This window comes from Pseudomonas sp. BRM28 (assembly GCF_002939405.1).
Lineage (GTDB): Bacteria > Pseudomonadota > Gammaproteobacteria > Pseudomonadales > Pseudomonadaceae > Aquipseudomonas > Aquipseudomonas palmensis.
In genome coordinates this window covers 4673079-4697257 of the sequence record NZ_PEFV01000001.1, presented here as the reverse complement: position 1 = coordinate 4697257, position 24179 = coordinate 4673079, and the positions used below count along the sequence as shown (strand labels likewise).

The 24179-nt window shown below is 63.8% G+C and carries 23 protein-coding genes, 1 tRNA gene and 1 pseudogene; 7 read left to right on the top strand and 18 right to left on the bottom strand.

Annotated elements, in window-relative coordinates; translation table 11 throughout:
* Positions 1 to 197: 197 nt before the first annotated feature.
* From CR917_RS21760 to CR917_RS21750, 3 genes are all read right to left on the bottom strand, one after another.
* Positions 198 to 782 (bottom strand): YigZ family protein, encoded by a 585-nt coding sequence (locus tag CR917_RS21760; RefSeq protein WP_043860966.1) that lies wholly within the window; start codon positions 780 to 782, stop codon positions 198 to 200.
* A 9-nt stretch (positions 783 to 791) separates the two neighbouring features.
* The gene (locus tag CR917_RS21755) at positions 792 to 1451 is read right to left on the bottom strand and encodes a TetR/AcrR family transcriptional regulator (RefSeq protein ID WP_043860967.1); all 660 of its coding nucleotides are present in this window, start codon (positions 1449 to 1451) and stop codon (positions 792 to 794) included.
* A gap of 100 nt (positions 1452 to 1551) precedes the next feature.
* The gene (locus CR917_RS21750; RefSeq protein WP_043860968.1) at positions 1552 to 2469 is read right to left on the bottom strand and encodes a LysR family transcriptional regulator; all 918 of its coding nucleotides are present in this window, start codon (positions 2467 to 2469) and stop codon (positions 1552 to 1554) included.
* Positions 2470 to 2593: 124 nt separating this feature from the next.
* Between CR917_RS21750 and CR917_RS21745 the strand changes: the two genes are divergently transcribed.
* From CR917_RS21745 to CR917_RS21735, 3 genes and pseudogenes are all read left to right on the top strand, one after another.
* Positions 2594 to 3940, top strand: a complete 1347-nt coding sequence (locus CR917_RS21745) for an aspartate aminotransferase family protein (RefSeq protein WP_043860969.1) — start codon at positions 2594 to 2596, stop codon at positions 3938 to 3940.
* A gap of 62 nt (positions 3941 to 4002) precedes the next feature.
* Positions 4003 to 5496, top strand: coding sequence for a CoA-acylating methylmalonate-semialdehyde dehydrogenase (locus CR917_RS21740; protein WP_043860970.1), 1494 nt, complete (start codon positions 4003 to 4005; stop codon positions 5494 to 5496).
* Between the two features lie 359 nt (positions 5497 to 5855).
* A pseudogene (locus tag CR917_RS21735) lies at positions 5856 to 6131 on the top strand (DDE-type integrase/transposase/recombinase); the annotation flags it as partial.
* A gap of 66 nt (positions 6132 to 6197) precedes the next feature.
* On the opposite strand, the gene CR917_RS21730 reads toward CR917_RS21735, so the two are convergent.
* From CR917_RS21730 to rluD, 4 genes are all read right to left on the bottom strand, one after another.
* Positions 6198 to 6273: transfer RNA gene (locus CR917_RS21730), tRNA-Asn, on the bottom strand.
* 302 nt (positions 6274 to 6575) lie between these two features.
* Entirely contained in the window at positions 6576 to 9140 is a 2565-nt protein-coding gene (clpB, locus tag CR917_RS21725) for an ATP-dependent chaperone ClpB (protein WP_043860320.1), read from the bottom strand.
* Positions 9141 to 9265: 125 nt separating this feature from the next.
* A complete protein-coding gene (gene pgeF / locus CR917_RS21720; protein WP_078479475.1) occupies positions 9266 to 10006 on the bottom strand; it encodes a peptidoglycan editing factor PgeF in 741 nt (246 codons plus the stop codon).
* Positions 10003 to 10965 carry a 23S rRNA pseudouridine(1911/1915/1917) synthase RluD gene (gene rluD / locus CR917_RS21715; RefSeq protein ID WP_043860318.1) on the bottom strand — a complete coding sequence of 321 codons (963 nt, stop codon included), beginning with the start codon at positions 10963 to 10965 and terminating at the stop codon, positions 10003 to 10005. Before rluD ends, pgeF begins: the two co-directional genes overlap by 4 nt.
* Before the next feature lie 150 nt (positions 10966 to 11115).
* Between rluD and CR917_RS21710 the strand changes: the two genes are divergently transcribed.
* Together CR917_RS21710 and CR917_RS21705 are read left to right on the top strand one after the other, a co-directional pair.
* Complete coding sequence (locus CR917_RS21710; protein WP_043860317.1) at positions 11116 to 12138, top strand: outer membrane protein assembly factor BamD; 1023 nt, start codon at positions 11116 to 11118, stop codon at positions 12136 to 12138.
* 98 nt (positions 12139 to 12236) lie between these two features.
* The gene (locus tag CR917_RS21705; protein ID WP_043860316.1) at positions 12237 to 12473 is read left to right on the top strand and encodes a PP0621 family protein; all 237 of its coding nucleotides are present in this window, start codon (positions 12237 to 12239) and stop codon (positions 12471 to 12473) included.
* A gap of 41 nt (positions 12474 to 12514) precedes the next feature.
* On the opposite strand, the gene thiO is transcribed toward CR917_RS21705, so the two are convergent.
* The 5 genes from thiO to pilV are packed head-to-tail and all read right to left on the bottom strand — an operon-like array spanning position 12515 to position 15621.
* Complete coding sequence (gene thiO / locus CR917_RS21700; protein WP_100633437.1) at positions 12515 to 13612, bottom strand: glycine oxidase ThiO; 1098 nt, start codon at positions 13610 to 13612, stop codon at positions 12515 to 12517.
* 29 nt (positions 13613 to 13641) lie between these two features.
* A complete protein-coding gene (locus CR917_RS21695; RefSeq protein ID WP_043860314.1) occupies positions 13642 to 14052 on the bottom strand; it encodes a type IV pilin protein in 411 nt (136 codons plus the stop codon).
* Positions 14053 to 14063: 11 nt separating this feature from the next.
* Positions 14064 to 14576, bottom strand: a complete 513-nt coding sequence (locus CR917_RS21690) for a PilX N-terminal domain-containing pilus assembly protein (protein ID WP_104572948.1) — start codon at positions 14574 to 14576, stop codon at positions 14064 to 14066.
* Positions 14573 to 15277, bottom strand: a complete 705-nt coding sequence (locus tag CR917_RS21685; RefSeq protein ID WP_104572947.1) for a PilW family protein — start codon at positions 15275 to 15277, stop codon at positions 14573 to 14575. Before CR917_RS21685 ends, CR917_RS21690 begins: the two co-directional genes overlap by 4 nt.
* Positions 15274 to 15621: a type IV pilus modification protein PilV gene (gene pilV, locus CR917_RS21680; protein ID WP_104572946.1), complete on the bottom strand. Its 348-nt coding sequence runs from the start codon at positions 15619 to 15621 to the stop codon at positions 15274 to 15276. The genes CR917_RS21685 and pilV overlap by 4 nt, the downstream gene beginning before the upstream one ends.
* 137 nt (positions 15622 to 15758) lie before the next feature.
* On the opposite strand from pilV, the gene CR917_RS21675 reads away from it, so the two are divergent.
* Positions 15759 to 16235 (top strand): GspH/FimT family protein, encoded by a 477-nt coding sequence (locus tag CR917_RS21675; protein WP_256589741.1) that lies wholly within the window; start codon positions 15759 to 15761, stop codon positions 16233 to 16235.
* Here the strand turns inward: CR917_RS21675 and ispH are convergent.
* The 6 genes from ispH to murJ form a co-directional block, all read right to left on the bottom strand.
* Positions 16224 to 17171 carry a 4-hydroxy-3-methylbut-2-enyl diphosphate reductase gene (gene ispH / locus CR917_RS21670; RefSeq protein WP_043860310.1) on the bottom strand — a complete coding sequence of 316 codons (948 nt, stop codon included), beginning with the start codon at positions 17169 to 17171 and terminating at the stop codon, positions 16224 to 16226. The two genes, CR917_RS21675 and ispH, sit on opposite strands and share 12 nt — an antisense overlap.
* 14 nt (positions 17172 to 17185) lie before the next feature.
* On the bottom strand, positions 17186 to 17623 hold the full coding sequence (fkpB, locus tag CR917_RS21665) for an FKBP-type peptidyl-prolyl cis-trans isomerase (protein WP_104572944.1): 438 nt from the start codon (positions 17621 to 17623) through the stop codon (positions 17186 to 17188).
* Positions 17616 to 18131 carry a signal peptidase II gene (gene lspA / locus CR917_RS21660; protein ID WP_043860308.1) on the bottom strand — a complete coding sequence of 172 codons (516 nt, stop codon included), beginning with the start codon at positions 18129 to 18131 and terminating at the stop codon, positions 17616 to 17618. The genes fkpB and lspA overlap by 8 nt, the downstream gene beginning before the upstream one ends.
* Positions 18124 to 20955 carry an isoleucine--tRNA ligase gene (ileS, locus tag CR917_RS21655; RefSeq protein ID WP_043860307.1) on the bottom strand — a complete coding sequence of 944 codons (2832 nt, stop codon included), beginning with the start codon at positions 20953 to 20955 and terminating at the stop codon, positions 18124 to 18126. The genes lspA and ileS overlap by 8 nt, the downstream gene beginning before the upstream one ends.
* Entirely contained in the window at positions 20952 to 21902 is a 951-nt protein-coding gene (gene ribF / locus CR917_RS21650; RefSeq protein ID WP_054914919.1) for a bifunctional riboflavin kinase/FAD synthetase, read from the bottom strand. Before ribF ends, ileS begins: the two co-directional genes overlap by 4 nt.
* Before the next feature lie 118 nt (positions 21903 to 22020).
* Positions 22021 to 23559, bottom strand: coding sequence for a murein biosynthesis integral membrane protein MurJ (murJ, locus tag CR917_RS21645; RefSeq protein WP_043860305.1), 1539 nt, complete (start codon positions 23557 to 23559; stop codon positions 22021 to 22023).
* A 251-nt stretch (positions 23560 to 23810) separates the two neighbouring features.
* On the opposite strand from murJ, the gene rpsT reads away from it, so the two are divergent.
* The gene (gene rpsT, locus CR917_RS21640; RefSeq protein WP_043860304.1) at positions 23811 to 24089 is read left to right on the top strand and encodes a 30S ribosomal protein S20; all 279 of its coding nucleotides are present in this window, start codon (positions 23811 to 23813) and stop codon (positions 24087 to 24089) included.
* The last annotated feature ends 90 nt before the right edge of the window (positions 24090 to 24179 follow it).

The window sequence follows — 24179 nt, the reverse complement described above, 5'->3', positions numbered from 1 at the left end:
CACGGTTTTGTGGCCATGGAGCCGGCCCTCGAGGACACCTGGCTGGGGATAAGTCACTGATTCGACGCCGCTTGATGGCCTGTCATCAAATCTTGATCAAAATATGATCGTTTCTCTGCGAGCCTTGATCCAGAAGGGCTGCAGCCGAGTGCTAAGAGGTTATCCACAGCCGGGCCCACAGTGGATGTGGGCAAGTGTCAGCGCCGTTCGAGCAGAATGCGCCCGCGGCTCAGGTCGGCCAGTTGTCGTTGCACCGGTTCGATCTGCTCCTCGCCAAGCGCCAGCAACAGGTCGACACCGTTGGCGGTGAACTGCTCGTCCATCACCAGGCCGTCGGCTTCGGCGACGCGTAGCTTGAGCAGGGCCAGTTCGCTGAATGCGCAACTGCAGTGCAGCTCGACACGGCTTACCAGCAGGCGCTTTTCGGCCTGTTGCAGGCACTTGTTGGCGCCACCGCCATAGGCCCGGGCCAAGCCACCGGTGCCCAGCTGAATGCCGCCGTACCAGCGAATCACCAGCACCACTACCTGGTCGCAGTCCTGCGCCTCGATGGCCGCCAGGATCGGGCGCCCGGCCGTACCGCCGGGTTCGCCGTCGTCGCTGCTGCGGTACTGCGCCCCCAGTTTCCAGGCCCAGCAGTTGTGGGTGGCGGCCAGGTCGCTGTGCCGTTCGATGAAGGCCTGGGCCTCGGCCGGGCTGCTGATGGGGCCGGCCAGGGTGATGAAGCGGCTCTTGCGGATCTCTTCGCGAAACTCGCAAGTGTCCAACAGGGTAAAAGGCATAAGCAGGGTTCAGTTGGGTGGGGTCAGGCCACAGCCTTTGAGGATGATGTGGATAAGGTTGTTGCTGGCGTCTTCCATGTCCTGCTTGGTCAGGCGGCTGCGGCCGGTTACCTGGCAGATCTGTGTGGAAAAGTCGGCATAGTGCTGGGTGCTGCCCCAGAGCAGGAAGATCAGGTGTACCGGGTCGAGGCGGTCCATCTTGCCGGCATTCATCCAGCTTTCGAACACGGCGGCCCGGCCCTTGAACCAGTCGCGGTAGTCCTGGCTGAAGTAGTCGGTCAGGCACTGGCCGCCGCTGATGATCTCCATGGCGAAGATCCGCGAGGCCTGCGGGTTGCGCCGCGAGAATTCCATCTTGGCGCGAATGTAGCGGCTCAGCGCCTCGGCCGGGTCGTCGTCGGCACTCAGGGTGTTGAAGGTGCTGTCCCACAACTCGATGATGTTGCTCAGCACCGCCACGTACAGGCCCAGCTTGTTGGTGAAGTAATAGTGCAGGTTGGCCTTGGGCAGCCCGGCGTTCAGCGCGATGGTGTTCATGCTGGTGCCCTTGAAGCCGTGACGGGCGAACTCGTCTTCGGCAGCCTGGATGATGGCCTGCTCGTTCTTCTGGCGGATACGGCCGGCAGGCCTGGCAGCCTGGAGGCGGTGTGCGGGGACTTCGAAGGTCATGGGCGATTCCGGACAGAGCGGGGTAGTGTGGCACATGCACTGATAACCCAGCCGTGGCAGGCGGGCAAGCGCTCATCGGCGAAAAAGCCGATAAACCGCATCAGCGGGTGGCCGCCAGGCTGTCCAGGAAGCTCTCGAGCACCAGGTGCGGGCGCCGTCCCTTGCGGGTAACCCAGCACAGGCTCAGGTCATAGAAGCGTTCGTCGGGTTTGAGGGCGCGCAGGCGCCCCTGCTGTACCCAGGCGTTGGCGTAGTGGTCGGGCAGGTAGCCGATGTAGCGCCCGGTAAGAATCAGGAACGCCATGCCTTCGCGGTCCGAGGCGCTGGCGGTGCAGTGCAGGTCCTGATACTGGGCCTGGATCTCGGCCGGCAGGCGGAAGGTGGGGGCGATCGCGTCCTGGCTGTTGAGGCGGTCGTCGTCCAGCTGGCGGTCATCGGCATAGAACAGCGGGTGCCCGACCGCGCAATAGAGCAGTGAGCGCTCACTGTACAGTGGCTGGTACTCGAGCCCCGACAGCGGGCTGGTCTGGGGGACCACGCCGACGTGCAGGCTGCCGTCGAGCACGCCCTGTTCGACCTGGCTGGGAGCGATCATGCGGATCTGGATGCGTACCTCCGGCCCCCGGTCCTTGAGCTGCGCCAGGGCATGGGTGATGCGCATGTGCGGCAGCGTCACCAGGTTGTCGGTGAGGCCGATGTTCAGCTCGCCGCGCAAGTGCTGGTGCAGGCCGTTGACCTCGGTGCGAAAGCTTTCCAGCGCGCCGAGCAGTTGCAGGGCGCTCTGGTACACCTCGCGGCCCTCTTCGGTCAGCGAGAACCCGGCACGGCCGCGCTGGCACAGGCGCAGGCCCAGGCGTTGCTCCAGGTCGCTCATCTGCTGGCTGATGGCCGAGCGGCCGATGCCCAGCACGTTCTCGGCTGCGGAGAAGCCGCCGCATTCCACCACGCTGCGGTAGATTTTCAACAGACGGATGTCGAAATCACTGACCTGCGCAAGCGGCTCCGGGCGACGGCTCATAGTTTAGTGTCCAGCTAACTGAAGATTAGAAAAGTAGGCTTTTTCAGACTTTATCCCCGTGACAACTTAGCTGCAACAACGTTTGCCTCCCTCATGTTGCTCATTGCCTTGCGAGGTTTGTCCCATGAATCTGCCTGAAAACGCTCCCCTCGGCCTTGCCAGCCAGCTCAAGCTGGATGCGCACTGGATGCCCTATACCGCCAACCGCAACTTTCAGCGCGACCCGCGCCTGATCGTCGCCGCCGAAGGCAGCTACCTGACGGATGACAAGGGGCGCAAGATCTATGATGCGCTGTCGGGGCTGTGGACCTGCGGCGCCGGGCATACCCGCAAGCAGATTCAGGAAGCGGTGTCGCGTCAGCTGGGTGTGCTGGATTATTCGCCGGCCTTCCAGTTCGGCCACCCGCTGTCGTTCCAGCTGGCCGAGAAGATCACCGACCTGACCCCGGGCAACCTGAACCACGTCTTCTATACCAACTCCGGTTCCGAATGCGCCGATACCGCGCTGAAGATGGTGCGTGCCTACTGGCGCCTCAAAGGCCAGGCGACCAAGACCAAGCTGATCGGCCGTGCCCGTGGCTACCACGGCGTGAACATCGCCGGCACCAGCCTGGGCGGCGTCAACGGCAACCGCAAGATGTTCGGCCAGTTGCTGGATGTGGACCATATCCCGCACACCCTGCTGCCGGGCAACGCATTCAGCAAGGGGATGCCGGAGGAGGGCGGTATCGCCCTGGCCGACGAGATGCTCAAGCTGATCGAGCTGCACGATGCGTCGAACATCGCGGCACTGATCGTCGAGCCGCTGGCCGGCTCCGCCGGTGTACTGCCACCGCCCAAGGGCTACCTCAAGCGCCTGCGCGAGATCTGCGACCAGCACAACATTCTGCTGATCTTCGACGAAGTGATCACCGGTTTTGGCCGTATGGGTGCCATGTTCGGTGCCGACGCCTTTGGTGTGACGCCCGACCTGATGTGTATCGCCAAGCAGGTTACCAACGGCGCCATCCCGATGGGCGCGGTGATCGCCAGCAGCGAGATCTACCAGACCTTCATGAACCAGCCGACCCCGGAATACGCGGTCGAATTCCCGCACGGCTACACCTACTCCGCGCACCCGGTTGCCTGCGCTGCCGGCCTGGCTGCACTCGACCTGCTGGAGAAGGAGAACCTGGTGCAGTCGGCTGCCGACCTGGCACCGCATTTCGAACGTGTGCTGCACGGAGTCAAGGGCGCGAAGAACATCGTCGACATTCGCAACTACGGCCTGGCCGGTGCCATCCAGATTGCCGCGCGGGACGGGGATGCCATCGTGCGTCCGTTCGAGATCGCCATGAAGCTGTGGAACGCCGGCTTCTATGTTCGCTACGGCGGCGACACCCTGCAGTTCGGCCCGACTTTCAACACCACCCCGCAAGAACTGGATCGCCTGTTCGATGCGGTGGGCGAAGCGATCAACCAGGTCGGCTGATCCCTCTCTTTATATAAGCAGGCGCGCGGTGCCGCGCCTGAACCCCCTTTCTGGAGTTCTGCATGAGCATTGTTCAGCATCTGATCCACGGTGAAATGGTTTCAAGCGGTGAGCGCACCGCCGATGTGTTCAACCCGTCCACCGGCCAGGCGGTACGCAAGGTGGCGCTGGCCAGCCGGGAAACCGTGCAGCAGGCCATCGATTCGGCCAAGTCGGCATTCCCGGCCTGGCGCAATACCCCGCCGGCCAAGCGGGCCCAGGTGATGTTTCGCTTCAAGCAACTGCTTGAGCAGAACGAGTCGCGCATTGCGCAGATGATCAGCGAAGAGCATGGCAAGACCCTCGAGGATGCGGCGGGTGAACTCAAGCGCGGTATCGAGAACGTCGAGTTCGCCTGCGCTGCCCCCGAAGTGCTCAAAGGCGAATACAGCCGCAACGTGGGCCCGAACATCGATGCATGGTCCGACTTCCAGCCGCTGGGCATCGTTGCGGGGATCACCCCGTTCAACTTCCCGGCCATGGTGCCGCTGTGGATGTACCCGCTGGCGATTGCCTGTGGCAACTGCTTCATTCTCAAACCGTCCGAGCGCGATCCGAGCTCGTCGCTGTTCATTGCCCAGCTGTTGCTGGAAGCCGGCTTGCCCAAGGGCGTGCTGAACGTGGTGCATGGCGACAAGGTGGCGGTGGACGCGCTGATCGAAGCCCCAGAGGTCAAGGCGCTGAGCTTTGTGGGCTCCACGCCGATTGCCGAGTACATCTATGCCGAGGGCACTCGTCGTGGCAAGCGTGTGCAGGCGCTGGGTGGTGCGAAGAACCACGCGGTGCTGATGCCCGATGCCGACCTGGACAACGCGGTCAGCGCACTGATGGGCGCGGCGTACGGTTCGTGCGGTGAACGCTGCATGGCAATCTCGGTAGCGGTGTGCGTGGGTGACCAGGTGGCCGATGCACTGGTGGCCAAGCTGGTGCCGCAGATCAAGGCGCTGAAGATCGGTGCCGGTACCAGTTGCGGTCTGGACATGGGGCCGCTGGTGACTGCGGCTGCGCGCGACAAGGTGGTTGGCTATATCGATGACGGCCTGGCTGCCGGTGCCGAATTGGTGGTGGACGGCCGCGGCTACAGTGTTGCGGGGCATGAGCAAGGTTACTTCGTGGGCGGTACGCTGTTCGATCGGGTCAGCCCCGAGATGCGTATCTATAAGGAAGAGATCTTCGGCCCGGTGCTGTGTGTGGTACGGGTGAACAGCCTCGAGCAGGCCATGCAGTTGATCAACGATCATGAATACGGCAACGGCACCTGCATCTTCACCCGTGATGGGGAAGCGGCGCGTCTGTTCTGCGACGAGATCGAAGTGGGCATGGTGGGGGTCAACGTTCCGTTGCCGGTGCCGGTGGCCTATCACAGCTTCGGTGGCTGGAAGCGCTCGCTGTTTGGCGACCTGCATGCCTACGGCCCGGATGGCGTGCGCTTCTATACCCGGCGCAAGGCGATCACCCAGCGTTGGCCGCAGCGCGCCAGCCATGAAGCATCGCAGTTCGCATTCCCAAGCCTTTGAGGTCGGGCTGAAAGGAGGGAGGCCGCAAGGCCTCCCTCTTTTGTTTTTCAGCGTTTTTGACCGATGTGACAGATTTATTGCGAATAGCGCTTGACGGGTTTCCAGAAGTCTTTATACTTCGCCCCACTTCCAGCGTAGCAGGAACGAAAAACTCCTTGAATATCAGTGAGTTGGACGTTTCAGGTCAGGCTGGAGGTGCTTCGATCGAAAGATCGTCAGCGGTGAAAAAAGGTGGTTGACAGCAGGTTGTAACGCTGTAGAATTCGCCTCCCGCTACGAGAGATCGAGGCGAGTCAAGTGTTTGAAGTGAAACGAAAAACTTCAAAATAAACGCTTGACAGACTCTGAGGAAACGATTCCAGGTCGGCCGAGATAGGCTGTTTCAGGTCTTGGGAGAGCGCCGTTTGCTGGTACTGCCCAAGCGGGCATACCACAAGACAACACAGAGCTTTCATCGCTTCTACCGCCATCCCAACTTAATCAAGCCCGGTCCAAGCCAAGTCGTTCCGACAAGGCCGGAGCACGTCTGGGTTGCCGACATTACTTATCTGCCCGCACGTAACGGCCCGCTGTACCTGAGCCTGGTAACGGACGCGTACTCCAGGAAAATTGTTGGTCACCACGTCCATGATTCGAACTCCTGACATCCTGCTCCCAAAGCAGGCGCGCTACCGGACTGCGCTATACCCCGGTTTGAAATTTGGCTCCGCGACCAGGACTCGAACCTGGGACCCAATGATTAACAGTCATTTGCTCTACCGACTGAGCTATCGCGGAACTATCAATTTCAAGTACAACTTGCTTCAATTTCGAAAACTGTATCGCTACCGCTTCGAACTCTTCGACCTTGTGCATCGCTGCGTTCATGTCTCTGAGGCGCGCTATTCTACAATCTTCAAAACCCTTGTCAACCCTTAATTTGCATTCAACACACTGATTTGCAACTTTTTTTCAGATTCCCACTTCTGCCGGAAACCTGCGGGGTGACATACAGCGGGGCGCACTTTACAAGCACTCGAAGCAAAATGCAAAGAAAAAAGGCCTCGAAAATCGAGGCCTTAGCGTAACCCGCCGAAAACTCAGGCAAAGACGATCTCTTCGCCCTCCAGCTTGGCGGTGATGCTGCTGCCCGGCATGAACTGACCCGACAGAATCAGTTGCGCCAGCGGGTTCTCGATCCAGCGCTGGATCGCCCGTTTCAGCGGCCGTGCGCCATACACCGGGTCGTAACCGACCGCGATCAGCTTGTCGAGGGCCTCGGGGCTCAGCTCCAGGCTCAGCTCGCGTTCGGCCAGACGGCTGCGCAGACGCGACAGCTGGATCTGGGTGATACCGGCGATCTGGTCGCGACCCAGAGGCTCGAACACCACCACTTCGTCGATACGGTTGACGAACTCGGGGCGGAAATGCGAACCCACCGCGTCCATCACCGCAGCGCGCTGCGCCTCGCGATCACCCACCAGTTCCTGGATCTGTGCCGACCCCAGGTTGGAGGTCATCACGATCACCGTGTTGCGAAAGTCCACGGTACGGCCATGACTGTCGGTCAGGCGACCGTCTTCAAGCACTTGCAGCAACACGTTGAACACGTCCGGGTGGGCCTTCTCGACCTCGTCCAGCAGCACTACCGCATAGGGTTTGCGCCGCACGGCTTCGGTCAGGTAGCCGCCCTCTTCGTAACCCACGTAGCCTGGCGGTGCACCAATCAGCCGCGCCACGGAATGTTTCTCCATGAACTCGGACATGTCGATACGCACCATGGCCTCTTCGGTGTCGAACAGAAACTCGGCCAGTGCCTTGCACAGCTCGGTTTTACCCACACCGGTAGGGCCCAGGAACAGGAACGAACCACTTGGCCGGTTAGGGTCGGACAACCCGGCCCGCGAACGACGCACCGCGTTGGCCACGGCCACCACGGCCTCTTCCTGGCCGATCACGCGCTGGTGCAGCAGGCTTTCCATCTTCAGCAGCTTCTCGCGCTCGCCTTCGAGCATCTTGGATACCGGGATACCGGTCCACTTCGACACCACCTCGGCGATCTCTTCCTCGGTCACCTTGTTGCGCAGCAGCTGGTTTTCGGCCTTGCCGTGCTGGTCGACCATCTGCAGGCTGCGCTCCAGGTCCGGGATCACCCCGTACTGCAACTCGGCCATGCGGCTCAGGTCGCCCTTGCGGCGGGCGGTTTCCAGCTCCTGACGGGACTGCTCGATCTTTTGCTGGATCTGCGCAGAGCCCTGCACTTCGGCTTTTTCCGAGGTCCAGATCTCTTCCAGGTCGGAGTACTCACGCTCCAGCCGCACGATCTCCTCGGTCAGCTTCTCGAGGCGCTTGAGGGCCGCCTCGTCGTCTTCCTTCTTCAGCGCCTGGGATTCCACCTTCAGTTGAATCAGGCGACGCTCCAGACGGTCGAGCACCTCGGGCTTGGAGTCGATCTCCATGCGAATGCGGCTGGCCGCCTCGTCGATCAGGTCAATGGCCTTGTCGGGCAACTGACGATCGGTAATGTAGCGATGGCTGAGCTTGGCCGCGGCAATGATCGCGCCGTCGGTGATCGCCACCTTGTGGTGCACCTCGTAACGCTCCTTGAGGCCACGCAGGATGGCGATGGTGTCTTCCTCGCTCGGCTCCTCTACCAATACCTTCTGGAACCGACGCTCCAGCGCCGCATCCTTCTCGATGTACTGGCGGTACTCGTTCAGCGTGGTGGCACCGACGCAGTGCAGCTCGCCGCGCGCCAGCGCAGGCTTGAGCATGTTGCCGGCATCCATCGAGCCTTCGCCTTTACCTGCTCCGACCATGGTGTGCAGCTCGTCGATGAACAGGATGATCTGGCCTTCCTGCTTGGACAGCTCGTTGAGCAGGCCTTTGAGGCGCTCTTCGAACTCGCCGCGGAACTTGGCGCCGGCAATCAGCGCGCCCATGTCCAGCGACAGCAGGCGCTTGCCCTTCAGACCATCGGGCACTTCGCCATTGATGATGCGCTGGGCCAGGCCTTCGGCGATGGCAGTCTTACCCACGCCAGGCTCACCGATGAGCACCGGGTTGTTCTTGGTACGGCGTTGCAGCACCTGGATGGTGCGACGGATCTCGTCGTCACGGCCGATCACCGGGTCGAGCTTGCCGTCTTCGGCACGCTTGGTCAGGTCGACAGTGTACTTGTCCAGGGCCTGGCGCGATTCCTCGGCGTTGGGGTCGTTCACCGCTTCGCCGCCGCGCAGGTTGCTGATGGCGTTTTCAAGCGCCTTCTTGCTCACGCCCTGGCCGAGCAGCAACTTGCCGAGCTTGCTGTTCTCGTCCATGGCCGCCAGCAGCACGAGCTCGCTGGAGATGAACTGGTCGCCCTTCTGCTGGGCCAGGCGGTCGGCCTGGTTGAGCAGGCGTGCCAGGTCCTGCGACATGTTGACGTCGCCGGTAGGGTTCTGGATTTTTGGCAACTGGTCGAGTTCTTTGCCCAGTTCCTTGCGCAGGCTGTTGACGTCGAAGCCCACCTGCATCAACAGGGGCTTGATCGAACCACCCTGCTGGTCGATCAGCGCCTGCAACAGGTGCGCAGGCTCGATCGCGGGGTGATCCATGCCAACCGCCAGGGACTGGGAGTCGGATAACGCCAGTTGCAGCTTGCTGGTCAAACGGTCTATTCGCATAACTTACCTTCCTTTAATGGGCAGGCCGGAGCGATGGACACACCTGATGAAGAAAAACCTGCCTGAGATACCCCTATAGATAAGGGTGATTGTGGAAGATTCAAGCGTAGCGGGCTTGATCCAGGTCAGCGAGGCGCCAGCCAGATCAGCGAAGCGAAGCGCCCGGTAACGGGGCTGCGACGGTAGGAATAGAAGCGTGGGTCGCTCACGGTGCACAGGCCGCCGCCATACACGGCAGTGATGCCACGGGCCGCCAGGCGAATGCGCGCCAGTGCATAGATGTCGGCCATGAACTTGCCGGGCTGCGCCCCCGCCACGAAGGCGCTGGCACTTTCCGGATGAACGGTCATGAAGGCTTCGCGCACTTCGCCGCCCACCTCGAATGCCTGGGGCCCGATGGCCGGGCCCAGCCATACCAGCACCTCGCTGGCCGGTACGCCCAGCGCATCGAGCGTGGCCTCCAGCACACCACCCACCAGCCCGCGCCAGCCGGCATGGGCAGCGCCCACGCGGGTGCCGGCACGGTCGCAGAACAGTACCGGCAGGCAGTCGGCGGTCATGGACGTGCAGGCGATGCCGGGGGTGCTGGTGCAGCTGGCGTCGGCTTCGGCAACCAGCGCCGGGTCGGCCTCGACCACATCGATGCCGTGCACCTGCTTGAGCCAGGCGGGCTGGATGCCGAACTGCGCGGTCAGGCGCCGACGGTTCTCGGCCACTGCGGCCTGGGCGTCACCGACGTGGTCGCCCAGGTTCAACGAATCGTAGGGCGCCAGGCTCACGCCGCCGCCCCGGGTGGTGACGCACGCCTTGACCCAGGCTGGCGCAGGCCAGTCGGGGGTCAGCAGGTGGTGCGTCAGCGGGCTCATCCGACGAAGGCCTCGCGGTCCTGCTTGAGCAGCGACAGCAGCCATACGAAGTCGTCCGGTAGGGACGACTCCCAGCCCATGCGCTCACCGGTCACCGGGTGATCCAGCTCCAGGAAGCGTGCGTGCAAGGCCTGGCGCGGGAAGGTCTTGAGCGCGTCGACCATGGTCACGCTGGCCGCCGGCGGGATGCGGAAGCGCCCGCCGTATACCGGGTCGCCGACCAACGGGAAGTTGACGTGGGCCATGTGCACGCGGATCTGGTGGGTACGCCCGGTTTCCAGCTTGACGCGCACGTGGGTGTGCGAGCGGAAGCGTTCGAGCACGCGATAGTGGCTGACTGCCTGCTTGCCGCCCTCCATCACCGCCATGCGCTGGCGCTGCTGGCCGTGACGACCGATCGGGGCGTTGATCTTGCCACCTGCGGTAACCACGCCGATCACGATGCATTCATAGATGCGGCTGACGCTGCGACTTTGCAACTGGGCTACCAGCTGGGTCTGCGCCTGAATGGTCTTGGCCACCACCATCAGACCGGTGGTGTCCTTGTCGAGGCGGTGCACGATGCCGGCGCGCGGCACGTTGATGATGTCCGGCACGTGGTGCAGCAGGGCATTGAGCAGGGTGCCGTCGGCATGACCGGCAGCCGGGTGCACCACAAGCCCGGCCGGCTTGTTGATGACCAGGATGTGCTCGTCTTCGTAGACGATGTCCAGTTCGATGTCCTGCGCCACCCACTCGCCCTGGGCTTCCTGCTCGGCGTCAAGCGCCAGCAGGGCGCCGCCATGGACGATGTCGCGCGGACGCACGACGTTGCCATCGACGGTCAGTAGGCCTTCTTTGATCCAGGCGGAAAGGCGCGAGCGCGAGTGCTCGGCAAACAGTTGGGCGGCGACTTGGTCGAGGCGTTGCCCGCCCAATTCGGACGGTACCTCTGCGCGAAGTTCAATTTTCTCGGACATGCTCGAATCAGGCGGAGGCACAGCCTTTGGTTTCAGCTGCACGCTTGTGGTTAAATACGGCGTCTTTTGCCCCGAGGGTTCCAACGGGGTGCTCATCATAACAGGACGGCCTCGCCCAAGACAGCAGCCGTCATAGGGACGCAAGCCGCCATGCAAGTGAAACACCTGCTGCTGATCGCCATCCTCGGACTCACCGCTGCTTGTTCTTCGAAGGAAGTCGTCGACGAAAACCTCAGCGAAACCGAGCTGTACCAGCAGGCGCAGGCCGACCTGGACAACCACAGCTATACCAGCGCCACCTCCAAGCTCAAGGCCCTGGAGTCGCGGTACCCGTTCGGCCGCTATGCCGACCAGGCGCAGCTGGAGCTGATCTACGCGAACTACAAGAACGCCGAGCCCGAGGCTGCCAAGTCGGCTGCCGAGCGCTTTATCCGCCTGCATCCGCAGCATCCGAACGTCGACTACGCCTATTACCTCAAGGGCCTGACCTCGTTCGACCAGGACCGCGGCCTGTTGGCGCGCTTCCTGCCGCTGGACATGACCAAGCGTGACCCGGGCGCAGCGCGTGACTCGTACAACGAGTTCGCCCAGCTCACCAGCCGCTTCCCCAACAGCCGCTACGCGCCGGACGCCAAGCAGCGCATGATCTACCTGCGCAACCTGCTGGCCTCCTACGAGATCCACGTGGCCGACTACTACCTGACCCGTCAGGCGTATGTGGCCGCCGCCAACCGTGGCCGCTACGTGGTGGAAAACTTCCAGGAAACCCCATCGGTCGGTGACGGCCTGGCGGTGATGACCGAAGCCTACATGCGTCTGCACCTGGACGAACTGGCAGCCACCAGCCTGGAAACCCTGAAACTCAACTACCCCGATCACCCGAGCCTGAAAGACGGCCAGTTCGTGCCGCAGCAGGACGAGGCGGACAACCGCTCGTGGCTGTCCAAGGCCACCCTGGGCCTGATCTCCAGCGCGCCGCCGCTGCCGCCAGGCCAGACCCGCGCCAACCAGGACGTGCAGAAGCAGTACCAGGACGCCAAAGACGCGATCCCGCAGGAACTGCTGCCCAAGGACGAAAATGGCGACGTGATCGAAGAAGAAAACCACGAAGCCGAAGGCAACAACGAAGACCGTTCGTGGTTCAGCTACATGACCTTTGGCGTATTCGACTGACACGCCATACGGTGAATGAAAAAGGGAGGCCTGATGGCCTCCCTTTTTTGTTGCCAGGCCCTAAACTGGGGGCTCTTCATTCGACAAAGCTGGACACCATGGTTCGCCTAATTCTCTGGATTGCCCTGATTGCTGCTGCGTTCTGGTTGTGGCGCAAGTTCAAGGCCGGCACTGCTGCCGATACTCGCCCTACCCTCGATGACCCGCTGAAGATGGTGCGCTGCGCCCATTGCGGCGTGCACCTGCCCACCGACCGTGCCTTGCACCGGGGCCAGCTGTGGTATTGCAGCCCGGCGCATCTGGAGCAGGGGCCCAACGATACCCGCCAGGGCTGAGGGCCCCTTCGCCGGCCAGGCCGGCTTCCACATGCCTGCTGTTACAGCAGGCGCGGCCCCGGCGCGTACGGCGCCGGGTCGATGATCGGCGCACGCCCCAGCAGCAGGTCGGCGAACAACCGGCAGGACGCGGGCGCCAGCACCAGCCCGTTGCGGTAATGCCCGCAGTTCAACCACAAGCCTTCATGCCCGGGCACCTGGCCGATGTACGGCACACCTTCCGGTGAGCCTGGCCGCAACCCCGCCCAATGCCCGACCGGCGTGGCATCGGCCAGCGCCGGCAGCAATTCGATGGCCGAGGCCTTCAGGCTCGCCAGCGCCGCTTCGGTGGGCGTCTTGTCATAGCCTGCATGCTCCAGTGTGCTGCCGACCAGAATGTGCCCGTCACGCCGTGGGATCGCGTAGCGCCCCTTGGCCAGCACCATGCTCGGCAGGAAATCCTCCGCACACTTGAACAGGATCATCTGCCCTTTCACCGGCTCCACCGGCAGTTCCAGGCCCAGCGGGCGCAGCAGGTCGCCACTCCAGGCCCCCGCCGTAAGCACCACCTGGTCGGCGCGGATCGGGCCATCGACGGTTTCAACGCCGCAAATACGCTCGCCCTCGCGGCTGAACCCGGTGATTTCACAATGCTCGCGAAGGGTCACGTTCGGCAGGGCCTGCAACGCCGCCTTGAGCGACTTGACCAGGCGCGGGTTGCGCACGTTCGCCACACCCGCCATGTAGATGGCCCGCTCGAAGCCCGGCCCCAGCACGGGCACCGCCGCATAGGCGCGGGCCACATCCACTGCACTCAACGGGCGCCCCTCGCGGGCCGCCCAGGCCAGCGCCTCGGCTTCATCGTCCAGGTCCAACCAGTACAGGCCGGTGGTATGCACCTCGGGGTCTACACCGGTGCTGGCGAACAGACGCTCGCCCAGCTGCGGATAGAAGTCCTGCGACCAATGCGCCAGGGCGGTAACCGCCGGGCTGTAGCGCCACGGGTACAACGGCGACACGATCCCGCCCCCGGCCCAGGAAGACTCCTGGCCGAGCGCGCCCTTGTCGCACACCACCACCTGCTCGACATCGGCCGCCAGGTTGAACGCAGTCAGCAGGCCGATCACCCCACCGCCGACAATCACTACTTGCTTGGTCATCTATTGGTCCAGTACCCGTATGAAAGACGTCAGTTACCCCAGCAACCCCCGTCCGCCTCGTTGCTGGCGCCGGGGTTGCCGCGCACACCCTGCTGATCGAGCTCGAAGTCGCCACAGGCGTCGCCGGCCATCAGCCCGCCGGCATGACGCCGGGCCAGCAGGCTGAAACCCTCGGCCTCGCGGCTGGCGTGCAGGCTGTAATGGCCTGTGCCGGGGGGCAACGGGGTGATCACGGCGTCGGTATCGGCATACTGGCCCGTGCGGGCGCGATGGCGCTCCAGGTGCTGCGCACTGTCGAACAGCAGCCCCACGACCTCGCTGCGTGCGGCTCTTTTCACCGTGTCGCGGTAGCTGGGGTAGGCAATGCCCGCCAGAATGCCGACCACGGCGACGACAATCAACAGTTCGATCAGGCTCAGGCCCTGATGAGTTCGCGGCATGTTGTGCGCCCCTAGTGGATCTGCCGCCACAAGATACGTTGCGCCGGCCACGCAGCCGGCACCACTGGCTGCGCCAGCACGCTCTCCAGCACCACCCGCGCCTGCTGCTGACGCCCCACGGCAGTCACCCGAAGCAGCTGCACCTCAAGGCCGTCGGGCAACCGCGCGGGGCGCGAGCTGCGGCCCAGGTTCTGTACCAGGAAGAAGCCAGGCTCTTGCGCCTGCCAAGCCAGCCCGGAGCTTGGCCCCGCCCCGCCCTGCACACCGGCGGCGCGTACCCTGGGTGCCTCCGGCGGCGGCAGGCAGTACACGCACGGGCCCGGTGGCTCAAGCCCCGCCAGCACACGGGCCTCGGCGAGCCGCAACGTGGTTTCCGCCGCTTCGAACGCCTGCAATGCCATCACCAGGTTGCCGGCCATGCGTGCCTGCAAGGCGGCACTGTGCATCACCGAAACACCCAGCAGGCCGCACAGCAGCATCAGCACCAGGCACACCAGCAGCGCCATGCCCCGTTGCAGCTTCATGGCAGGCGGTTACGCACGGCGGCGACCATCTGATAGGTTTGCGCGCGCACCCGTTCAGCAGGGTCGTTCAGGGTCAGGCGCAGGCGGATGCTGCGAATGCGCGAAGGGTCGGGCACCGCCGTCATCCAGGCCAGCTCACCGCCCTCGCCCGCCACGCCCAGGTCAACCTGCAGCCGGCTGACATGTTCGATCAGCACCGCGTGGCTGCCACCACTGGTGAGCAGCAGTTGCCCGTCCACCAGGCGGTACACCTGCTGACGAACGGGCAAGGCGAACTGGTGTGGCCCGGGCAAGCGCTCGCCTGCCTGCACCTGGGCGGTGCTCAGGCAGTCGGTGAGCAGCGTCCAGTTGGGCGGGCCACCGGCCTCCCCACCCTGCACGCCAACCAGGCTCAGGCTGCGCAGGGTGCCGTCAGGCTCGAGGCTGACACTGATCGGCAGGGCAAATGTCGCGGCAATAGCAGGGTCGGCAAAGCTGATCGCCTCGCGCCGCAGGCAGCCGAATGCACCGGCCATGCGGATGTCACGGGCCATGCGCTGCAGCGCAAAGCGCGCATCCTCCTGCAATTGCGCAAGTGCGCCCTGCGCCTGCCAACCCTGCAGCGCACCGATGAACAGACGGCTGCCGGCCAGCACCAGCAGCACGCCCAGGCTCAACGCCAGCAGCGCCTCGACCAGGCCGAAACCGGTGTCGCGCCTCATGGTCCCACCTGCCCCTGCACAGCAAGGCCACCGCCCTGCCAGTGCAGGTCGAGTGCGAACCCATTGCCCGCCTGGCGCACCTGTGCCTGCGCGGACGCGCCGGCCACCTTCACCAGCTCGCGTTGCAAGGCGCTGGCCTCCCCCGCCCTCAGCCCGCCCGCAGCGCGCGCGCCTTCGAGCAGGGCCTGGGCCAGGTACAGCGCCTGGGTGGTACGCAGCGCGCCGTCGGTGCCGTGCAACGCCCGCCCTTGCAGCGCAGCAGCCGCCATTACCCCCAGTGACAGCACCAGCAGCGCCACCATCACTTCGATCAGGGTCATGCCCTGCTGCAGCCTCCTGGCCATGTTCGCCTCCTGCGAAATTTCCCCATGTGATTGCCTACCCGGCCGACTGGACGCCCAACCGAGCGGCACTGAATCTACAGAGAAGCACTTCCAGGGAGGGATGCACGATGGGGCAACAGGGCGTAACACTGATACAAATGATGTATGCGCTGGGGCTGACCGCGGCGCTGACGCAGTTAGGGCTGCCGGCCTACAGCGCCATGAGCGTGAGCCTACAGCGCGAGGCCAGCGCGCAGAACCTTGCCCAGGCCTTGCGCAGCGCCCGCAGCGAAGCCCTGCTGCGCAATCAGCGAGTCAGCCTGACGGCCCTTGAGGGCGACTGGAGCAAGGGATGGCGAATGAGCGCCGACGATGAAGGCTTGCTGCACGAGTACCGTGCCAGCGGGAAGGTTCGTGTGGTGGGCAATCAGCCGCTGGCGCGGCAGGTGCATTTCAGCGGGCTGGGGGTACCGCTGCAGGCGGGCGGTGCGTTCCAGGCCGGGAGCCTGCACGTGTGCGAAAGTCCCGGAACCCGGAGCCTGCATCAGGTGGTGCTGTCACGCACCGGGCGGGTCAGCCTGCGCCAGCTCGCCACCGATCAGCCGCTGTGCGCGGCCGCCGGGTCAGATCAGTGAACGCACCCGTAGCTCCTTGGGCATCGAGAACGTTACATTCTCTTCGCGACCATCGAGCTCGTCGGCACCTGTGGCGCCCCACTCCTGCAACTGCGCGATCACGCCACGCACCAGCACTTCGGGGGCGGAGGCGCCGGCGGTGATGCCGATACGCTCGACACCGTCGAACCAGCTGCGCTGCATGTCTTCTGCACCGTCGATCAGGTAGGCCGGGGTGGCCATGCGCTCGGCCAGCTCACGCAGGCGGTTGGAGTTGGAGCTGTTCGGGCTGCCCACCACCAGTACCACGTCGCACTCGTCAGCCAGTTGCTTGACCGCATCCTGGCGGTTCTGGGTGGCGTAGCAGATGTCGTCCTTGCGCGGCCCGCCAATGCTGGGGAAGCGCGTGCGCAGCGCATCGATGACGCGGCTGGTGTCGTCCATCGACAGGGTGGTCTGGGTCACGAAGGCCAGGCGTTCGGGGTCACGAACCTGCAGGTTGGCGACATCCTCTTCGTCTTCGACCAGGTAGATCGAACCGCCATTGCTGGCGTCGTACTGGCCCATGGTGCCTTCGACCTCGGGGTGCCCTTCGTGGCCAATCAGGATACATTCCTTGCCATCGCGACTGTACTTGGCCACCTCGATGTGCACCTTGGTCACCAGCGGGCAGGTCGCGTCGAAGACCTTGAGGCCACGCCCCGCCGCTTCCTGGCGCACGGCCTGGGAAACGCCGTGGGCACTGAAGATGACGATGACGTCATTGGGCACCTGGTCGAGCTCTTCGACGAAGATCGCCCCGCGCGCGCGCAGGTCTTCGACCACGAACTTGTTGTGCACCACTTCGTGACGCACATAGATCGGCGGGCCGAACACCTCGAGGGCGCGATTGACGATTTCGATCGCCCGGTCCACGCCGGCGCAGAAGCCGCGTGGGTTGGCGAGTTTGATCTGCATGGCTGACTCCTGGCTCAAAGGGCCTTGACTGCGAGGATTTCCACCTCGAAGTTCAGGGTCTTGCCGGCCAGCGGGTGGTTGAAGTCGATGGTCACTTGCGCGTCATCGAACGCCTTCACCACGCCGGGCAACTCGGCGTTGGCCGCGTCGTTGAAAATCACCAGCAGGCCTTCGGACAACTCCATGTCCTGGAACTGCGAGCGGGGAATGATCTGCACGTTCTGCGGGTTCGGCTGACCGAAGGCGTTCTCCGGTGCCACGCTGACGGTGCGCTTGTCGCCGGCCTTGAAGCCGAAGATCGCGGTTTCGAAGCCCGGCAGCAGGTTGCCGTCGCCGACCTTGAACACCGCCGGAGCTTTCTCGAAGGTGCTGTCGACAGTATCACCGTTTTCCAGGTGCAGCGCGAAGTGCAGGGTGACTTCGGTGTTCTGGCCGATACGGGTATCAGTCATGGACGGGTTCTCCGGACTTTTTGCTCTTGAACATATCCAGCGCCAGCATCACGGCGCCCACGCTGATGGCGCTGTCGGCCAGGTTGAAGGCCGGGAAGTACCAGCGGTTCTGCCAATGCACGAGGATGAAGTCGACCACATGCCCGAGCACGATGCGGTCGTACAGGTTGCCCAGCGCACCGCCCAGCACCAGGGCCAATGCAACGGCCAGCCAGGTGTCGTCGCGGCCCAGGCGCTTGAGCCACACCACCAGCACCGCACTGACCACCAGGGCGATCAGGGCGAACAGCCAGCGCTGCCAGCCGGAGCTGTCGGCCAGGAAGCTGAAGGCCGCACCGGTGTTGTAGGCCAAAGTCCAGCTGAAGTAGTCGGGGATGACCACGATCTGCTGGTACAGGCTCAGCGCACCTTCGAAGTAGTGCTTGCTGGCCTGGTCCAGGACCAGTACCAGCAGGCTCAGCCACAGCCAGGCGAGGCGCCCGAAGCGCCCCACGTTGGGGTTAGGCATAGTGACGCACCTCACCTTTGCCGCTGATGTTGTCGACGCAACGACCGCAGATTTCCGGATGCTCCGGGTTCACGCCCACGTCGGCGCGGAAGTGCCAGCAACGGCCGCACTTGGCGTGACCCGACTTGACCACCTTGAGCTTGAGGCCGGCCACTTCGGTAACCACGGCATCGGCCGGGGCTTCGACGAACGGCGCCACGCTGGCTGCCGAGGTGATCAGCACGAACCGCAGTTCGTTGCCCAGCTTGTTCAGGTCGGTGCTCAGGGCCTCGTCGGCGAACAGGGTGACTTCGGCTTGCAGGTTGCCGCCGATGGCCTTGGCCGCACGCTGGTTCTCCAGCTCCTTGTTGACCGCAGCCTTGACGGCCATCACGCGGTCCCAGTAGGCGCGGTCCAGCTCGATGCCTTCCGGCAGCTCGGTCAGGCCCTGGTACCAGGTGTTGAGCATGACCGACTCGTTGCGCTCGCCCGGCAGGTACTGCCACAGCTCGTCGGCGGTGAACGCCAGGATCGGTGCGATCCAGCGCACCAGCGCTTCGCTGATGTGGTACAGCGCGGTCTGGCACGAGCGGCGCGCGACACTGTTGGCGCCGGTGGTGTACTGGCGGTCCTTGATGATGTCGAGGTAGAAGCCGCCCAGCTCCTGCACGCAGAAGTTGTGGATCTTGGAGTAGACGTTCCAGAAACGGTACTCGCCGTAGTGCTCTTCCAGCTCGCGCTGCAGCAGCAGGGTACGGTCGACCGCCCAGCGGTCCAGCGCCAGCATGTCGTCGGCCGGCAGCAGGTCGCGGGCCGGGTCGAAGCCGGACAGGTTGGAGAGCAGGAAGCGCGCGGTGTTGCGGATGCGCCGGTAGGCGTCGGCGCTGCGCTGCAGGATCTGGTCGGAAACCGCCATCTCGCCGGAGTAGTCGGTGGCCGATACCCACAGGCGCATGATGTCGGCACCCAGGGTGTCGTTGACCTTCTGCGGCTCGATGGTGTTGCCCAGCGACTTGGACATCTTGCGGCCGTTCTCGTCTACGGTGAAGCCGTGGGTCAGCAGCTCGCGGTACGGCGCATGGCCGTCGATGGCGCAGCCGGTGAGCAGCGAGGAGTGGAACCAGCCGCGGTGCTGGTCGGAACCTTCCAGGTACAGGTCGGCGCGCGGGCCGCTTTCGTGGCCGATGTTGTGCGAGCCACGCAGCACGTGCCAGTGGGTGGTACCGGAGTCGAACCACACGTCCAGGGTGTCGGCGATCTTGTCGTACTGGCCGGCTTCGTCACCGAGCAGTTCGGCGGCGTCCATCTTGAACCAGGCTTCGATGCCCTCGAGCTCGACGCGCTGGGCCACCTGCTCCATCAGTTCGACGGTGCGCGGGTGCAGTTCGCCGGTCTGCTTGTGCAGGAAGAACGGGATCGGCACACCCCAGTTGCGCTGACGCGAGATGCACCAGTCCGGGCGGTTGGCGATCATCGAATGCAGGCGCGCCTGGCCCCAGGCCGGCACGAACTTGGTTTCTTCGATGGCGTTGAGGGCGCGCTTGCGCAAGGTTTCGCCGCTGTCAGGCTGCTTGTCCATGCCCACGAACCACTGCGCGGTGGCGCGGTAGATCAGCGGGGTCTTGTGGCGCCAGCAGTGCATGTAGCTGTGGCTGATGGTGTCGGTGAACATCAGCGCGCCCACTTCGGCGAGCTTGTCGACGATGTGCGGGTTGGCTTTCCAGATGAACTGGCCACCGAAGAATTCCAGCGAGTCGACGTACACGCCGTTGCTCTGCACCGGGGTGAGGATGTCGTCGTTGACCATGCCGTAGCGCTTGCAGGTCACGAAGTCGTCTTCACCGTAGGCCGGGGCCGAGTGGACCACGCCGGTACCGGCGCCCAGCTCGACGTACTCGGCCAGGTAGACCGGCGACAGGCGATCGTACAGAGGGTGACGGAAGTTGATCAGCTCCAGTGCAGAGCCCGGCGCGGTGGCGATCACCGAACCTTCCAGCGAGTAGCGCTTGAGGCAGGCTTCGACCAGCTCTTCGGCCAGCACCAGCAGCTTGTCGCCGACGTCCACCAGGGCATAGCTGAACTCGGGGTGCACGTTCAGCGCCTGGTTGGCGGGGATGGTCCACGGGGTGGTGGTCCAGATCACGATGGCGGCGGGCTTGGCCAGCGACGACAGGCCGAAGGCCTGGGCCAGCCGCGCTTCGTCGGCCACGTTGAAGGCCACGTCGATGGTCTGGGACTTCTTGTCGGCGTATTCGACCTCGGCTTCGGCCAGGGCCGAACCGCAATCGAAGCACCAGTTCACGGGCTTGAGGCCCTTGAACACGAAACCGTGCTTGACCATTTCGGCCAGGGCGCGGATTTCGCCGGCTTCGTTGGCGAAGTCCATGGTCTTGTAGGGGTTGTCCCAGTCACCCAGCACGCCCAGGCGGATGAATTCCTTCTTCTGCCCTTCGATCTGCTCGGCCGCGTAGGCACGGCACAGCTCGCGGGTCTTGTCCGCGGTGAGGTGCTTGCCGTGGGTCACTTCGACCTTGTGCTCGATCGGCAGGCCATGGCAGTCCCAACCCGGCACGTACGGCGCATCGTAGCCGGCCAGGGTCTTGGACCGCGAGATCATGTCCTTGAGAATCTTGTTGAGCGCGTGACCGATGTGGATCTTGCCGTTGGCGTAGGGCGGGCCGTCGTGCAGCACGAACTTCGGACGATCCTTGCCAATTTCGCGCAGCTTCTGGTACAGGCCAATGCTGTCCCAGCGCTGCAGGATCTGCGGTTCGCGCTGTGGCAGGCCGGCCTTCATCGGGAAGGCGGTGTCCGGAAGGTTTAGCGTGGCTTTATAGTCGGTCATTTCAGGCTCTTCGTTAGCGGTTGACCGTGCCAATGGGCACGTGCGGCGGCGATATCCGCATCGATCGCCGACTTCAGCGCCTCCAGGGAGGCGAATCGCTGCTCATCGCGCAGCTTGTGGTGGAATTCCACCGTGAGACGCCGGCCATACAGATCGCCGGCAAAATCCAGGAGATGCACTTCCAGGTGGGCGCGGCCATCACCTGCAACGCTGGGGCGCACGCCGATGTTGGCGACACCCGGCCACGCCTGGCCATCGAGTTCGACGCTGACCAGGTACACCCCGGTGAGCGGTACGCGATGACGCTTGAGTTGTATGTTGGCCGTGGGCCAACCCAGCTGGCGCGCCAGCTTCTGCCCATGCAGCACCCGGCCGCGGATGCGGAACGGGCGGCCCAGCAGACGCTCGGCCACGGCAAAGTCGGCACGCGCCAGTGCTTCGCGCACCTGCGTGCTGCTGACCCGCAGGCCCTCGAGCTCCACGGTTTGCGCCGCTTCCACGGTGAAGCCGTGGCGCAGGCCGGCCTGCTGCAGGAACGTGAAGTCACCCACCCGGTCGCAGCCGAACCGGAAGTCGTCACCGACCTCCAGGTGCTGCACGCCCAGGCCGTCGACCAGAATGGTGTCGACGAATTCGGCGGCGCTGAGCTTGCACAGGCGCTGGTTGAACGCCAGGCACAGCACCCGGTCGATGCCTTCGGCGGCCAACAGGGCGACCTTGTCGTGCAGGCGGGCCAGGCGCGCGGGCGCGGTGTCCGGTGCAAAGTACTCACGCGGCTGTGGCTCGAAAATCACCACGCAGCTGGGTACGCCCAGCGCTACCGCGCGCTCACGCAAACGCGCCAGGATAGCCTGGTGACCGCGGTGAACACCGTCGAAGTTGCCGATAGTGGCAACACAGCCCCGATGCTCGGGGCGAAGGTTGTGAAGGCCTCGAACCAGCTGCATAACGCGCTTCTTGCTCATAAAGTGGTCGATTATAACCACACCCGGGCGCCGACGACAGGCAGCAGCGCGATGCCAGGGCGTCTAAAACACAAAACCGACGCCTGACCCGCGCCGGCCATCAGTGCAGCGCCTTGCGGGCGAAGTCCCGTGGACGAAAACCAAACAGGTACAGGCAACCGAAATAGGTCACCACGCCTGCGCCAATCAGTACGCCCAGGCGCAGGAACCGCTCGAGCATGTGCCCCTGCTCCCAGGCAGGCATGTACCACATGCCGGCCACCAGCACACCGGCCATCAGCAGTACGGCCACCAGCAACTTGAGCAGGTAGGCGGTCCAGCCCGGCTGCGGCTCGAACAGGTTCTGCTGGCGCAGCTTCCAGTACAGCAGGCCGGCATTGAGGCAGGCGCCGACACTGATCGCCAGGGCCAGCCCGGCATGCTGCAGGTAGCCGATGAACACCAGGTTGAGCAGTTGCGTGGCCACCAGGGTGAAGATGGCGATCTTTACCGGTGTACGGATGTTCTGCTGGGCATAGAAGCCAGGGGCGAGCACCTTGACCAGAATGATGCCGAGCAGGCCGACCGAGTAGGCGATCAGCGCGCGCTGGGTCATGGCGGCATCGAAGGCGGTGAACTTGCCGTACTGGAACAGGGCCACCGTCAGTGGCTCGGACAAAATTGCCAGGGCAAAGGTGCAAGGCAACACCAGCAAGAAGCACAGGCGCAGGCCCCAGTCAAGGATGCGCGAATACTCGTGGCGGTCCTTGCTGGCGTAGGTCTTGGCCAGGGTCGGCAGCAGGATGGTGCCCAGCGCCACGCCCAGCACCCCGGAGGGCAGCTCCATCAGGCGGTCGGCGTAGTACATCCACGACACCGAGCCGGCCACCAGAAACGAGGCGAAGATGGTGTTGATGATCAGCGAGATCTGGCTTACCGACACCCCGAGGATGGCTGGCAGCATCTGCTTGAGCACGCGCCATACCCCGGTATCGCGCAGGTTCAGGCGGGGCAGCACGAGCATGCCGATCTTTTTGAGGTGCGGCAGCTGGTACAGCAGCTGCAACAGGCCGCCGGCCAGTACCGCCCAGCCCAGGGCCATCACCGGCGGATCGAAGTACGGGGTGAGGAACAGCGCGAAGAAGATCATCGCGACGTTGAGCAGGGTCGGCACGAAGGCCGGTACCGAGAAGCGGTTCCAGGTGTTGAGGATGGCGCCCGCCAGGGACGACAGCGAGATCAGCAATATATAAGGAAACGTCACACGCAGCAGGTCGGTGGTCAGCTCGAACTTCTCGGCGCTGTCGACGAAGCCCGGCGCGGTGACCCACACCACCCAGGGTGCGGCCAGGATCCCCAGCGCCGTGACCACCGCCAGCACCAGGGTCAGCAGGCCGGCGACATAGGCCACGAAGGTGCGGGTCGCCTCCTCGCCCTGCTGGCTTTTGTATTCGGCCAGGATCGGCACGAACGCCTGAGAAAACGCCCCCTCGGCAAAGATTCGCCGCAGCAGGTTGGGCAGCTTGAAGGCAATGAAAAAGGCGTCGGTGGCAACACCGGCGCCGAAGATGCGCGCCAGGATGGTATCGCGGACAAAGCCCAGCACGCGCGACACCATGGTGATGGAACTGACTGCAGCCAGGGACTTGAGGAGATTCATCGAAAGATTTTCATGCCATATGGATGAAGGAGAGGCCTAAACGGCATCCAAGTATGCGATACTCCGCCGCGCAAAGCAGACAGAGCAAAACTCCCGAGTTTACAGGTCATGCGCCAGAAGGGAATCATCCCCTCCAGCGAATCGACCGCTCAGCGGAACCTAACAAGCGCCCTTGACAACCGATCAACTCATCGGCATGATTCGCGGCCTATTTTGTTTGCTATTTACCAAGTCTTTCGAGGAGCTCGACGGTGGCCAACTCACCTTCCGCCAAAAAACGTGCAAAACAGGCTGAGAAGCGTCGCAGCCACAACGCCAGCCTGCGTTCCATGGTTCGCACCTACATCAAGAATGTAGTCAAGGCCATCGACGCAAAAGACGCCGAAAAAGCGCAAGCTGCTTACATCCTGGCTGTTCCAGTTATCGACCGCATGGCCGATAAAGGCATCATCCACAAGAACAAGGCTGCTCGCCATAAAGGCCGTCTGAATGGCCACATCAAGGCACTGAAGATTGCTGCAGCTGCCTAAGCGACGCTTGTTAAAAAACCGACCCTAGGGTCGGTTTTTTATTGCCTGCGATTTGATGATGCCGGGAAGACAGGGCCGCTCCCTTCGCCG

What these genes read in the sequence shown, in the direction of transcription:
- clpB (WP_043860320.1), bottom strand. Translation starts at nt 9,140, where the DNA reads ATGCGAATAGACCGTTTGACCAGCAAGCTGCAACTGGCGTTATCCGAC.
- pgeF (WP_078479475.1), bottom strand. Translation starts at nt 10,006, where the DNA reads ATGAGCCCGCTGACGCACCACCTGCTGACCCCCGACTGGCCTGCGCCA.
- thiO (WP_100633437.1), bottom strand. Translation starts at nt 13,612, where the DNA reads ATGACCAAGCAAGTAGTGATTGTCGGCGGTGGGGTGATCGGCCTGCTG.
- murJ (WP_043860305.1), bottom strand. Translation starts at nt 23,559, where the DNA reads ATGAATCTCCTCAAGTCCCTGGCTGCAGTCAGTTCCATCACCATGGTG.
- CR917_RS21695 (WP_043860314.1), bottom strand. Translation starts at nt 14,052, where the DNA reads ATGCCGCGAACTCATCAGGGCCTGAGCCTGATCGAACTGTTGATTGTC.
- CR917_RS21705 (WP_043860316.1), top strand. Translation starts at nt 12,237, where the DNA reads ATGGTTCGCCTAATTCTCTGGATTGCCCTGATTGCTGCTGCGTTCTGG.
- pilV (WP_104572946.1), bottom strand. Translation starts at nt 15,621, where the DNA reads ATGGCCAGGAGGCTGCAGCAGGGCATGACCCTGATCGAAGTGATGGTG.
- CR917_RS21755 (WP_043860967.1), bottom strand. Translation starts at nt 1,451, where the DNA reads ATGACCTTCGAAGTCCCCGCACACCGCCTCCAGGCTGCCAGGCCTGCC.
- ileS (WP_043860307.1), bottom strand. Translation starts at nt 20,955, where the DNA reads ATGACCGACTATAAAGCCACGCTAAACCTTCCGGACACCGCCTTCCCG.
- CR917_RS21685 (WP_104572947.1), bottom strand. Translation starts at nt 15,277, where the DNA reads ATGAGGCGCGACACCGGTTTCGGCCTGGTCGAGGCGCTGCTGGCGTTG.
- CR917_RS21740 (WP_043860970.1), top strand. Translation starts at nt 4,003, where the DNA reads ATGAGCATTGTTCAGCATCTGATCCACGGTGAAATGGTTTCAAGCGGT.
- CR917_RS21760 (WP_043860966.1), bottom strand. Translation starts at nt 782, where the DNA reads ATGCCTTTTACCCTGTTGGACACTTGCGAGTTTCGCGAAGAGATCCGC.
- ribF (WP_054914919.1), bottom strand. Translation starts at nt 21,902, where the DNA reads ATGCAGCTGGTTCGAGGCCTTCACAACCTTCGCCCCGAGCATCGGGGC.
- fkpB (WP_104572944.1), bottom strand. Translation starts at nt 17,623, where the DNA reads ATGACTGATACCCGTATCGGCCAGAACACCGAAGTCACCCTGCACTTC.
- CR917_RS21750 (WP_043860968.1), bottom strand. Translation starts at nt 2,469, where the DNA reads ATGAGCCGTCGCCCGGAGCCGCTTGCGCAGGTCAGTGATTTCGACATC.
- CR917_RS21690 (WP_104572948.1), bottom strand. Translation starts at nt 14,576, where the DNA reads ATGAAGCTGCAACGGGGCATGGCGCTGCTGGTGTGCCTGGTGCTGATG.
- lspA (WP_043860308.1), bottom strand. Translation starts at nt 18,131, where the DNA reads ATGCCTAACCCCAACGTGGGGCGCTTCGGGCGCCTCGCCTGGCTGTGG.
- ispH (WP_043860310.1), bottom strand. Translation starts at nt 17,171, where the DNA reads ATGCAGATCAAACTCGCCAACCCACGCGGCTTCTGCGCCGGCGTGGAC.
- CR917_RS21745 (WP_043860969.1), top strand. Translation starts at nt 2,594, where the DNA reads ATGAATCTGCCTGAAAACGCTCCCCTCGGCCTTGCCAGCCAGCTCAAG.
- CR917_RS21710 (WP_043860317.1), top strand. Translation starts at nt 11,116, where the DNA reads ATGCAAGTGAAACACCTGCTGCTGATCGCCATCCTCGGACTCACCGCT.
- rluD (WP_043860318.1), bottom strand. Translation starts at nt 10,965, where the DNA reads ATGTCCGAGAAAATTGAACTTCGCGCAGAGGTACCGTCCGAATTGGGC.
- CR917_RS21675 (WP_256589741.1), top strand. Translation starts at nt 15,759, where the DNA reads ATGATGTATGCGCTGGGGCTGACCGCGGCGCTGACGCAGTTAGGGCTG.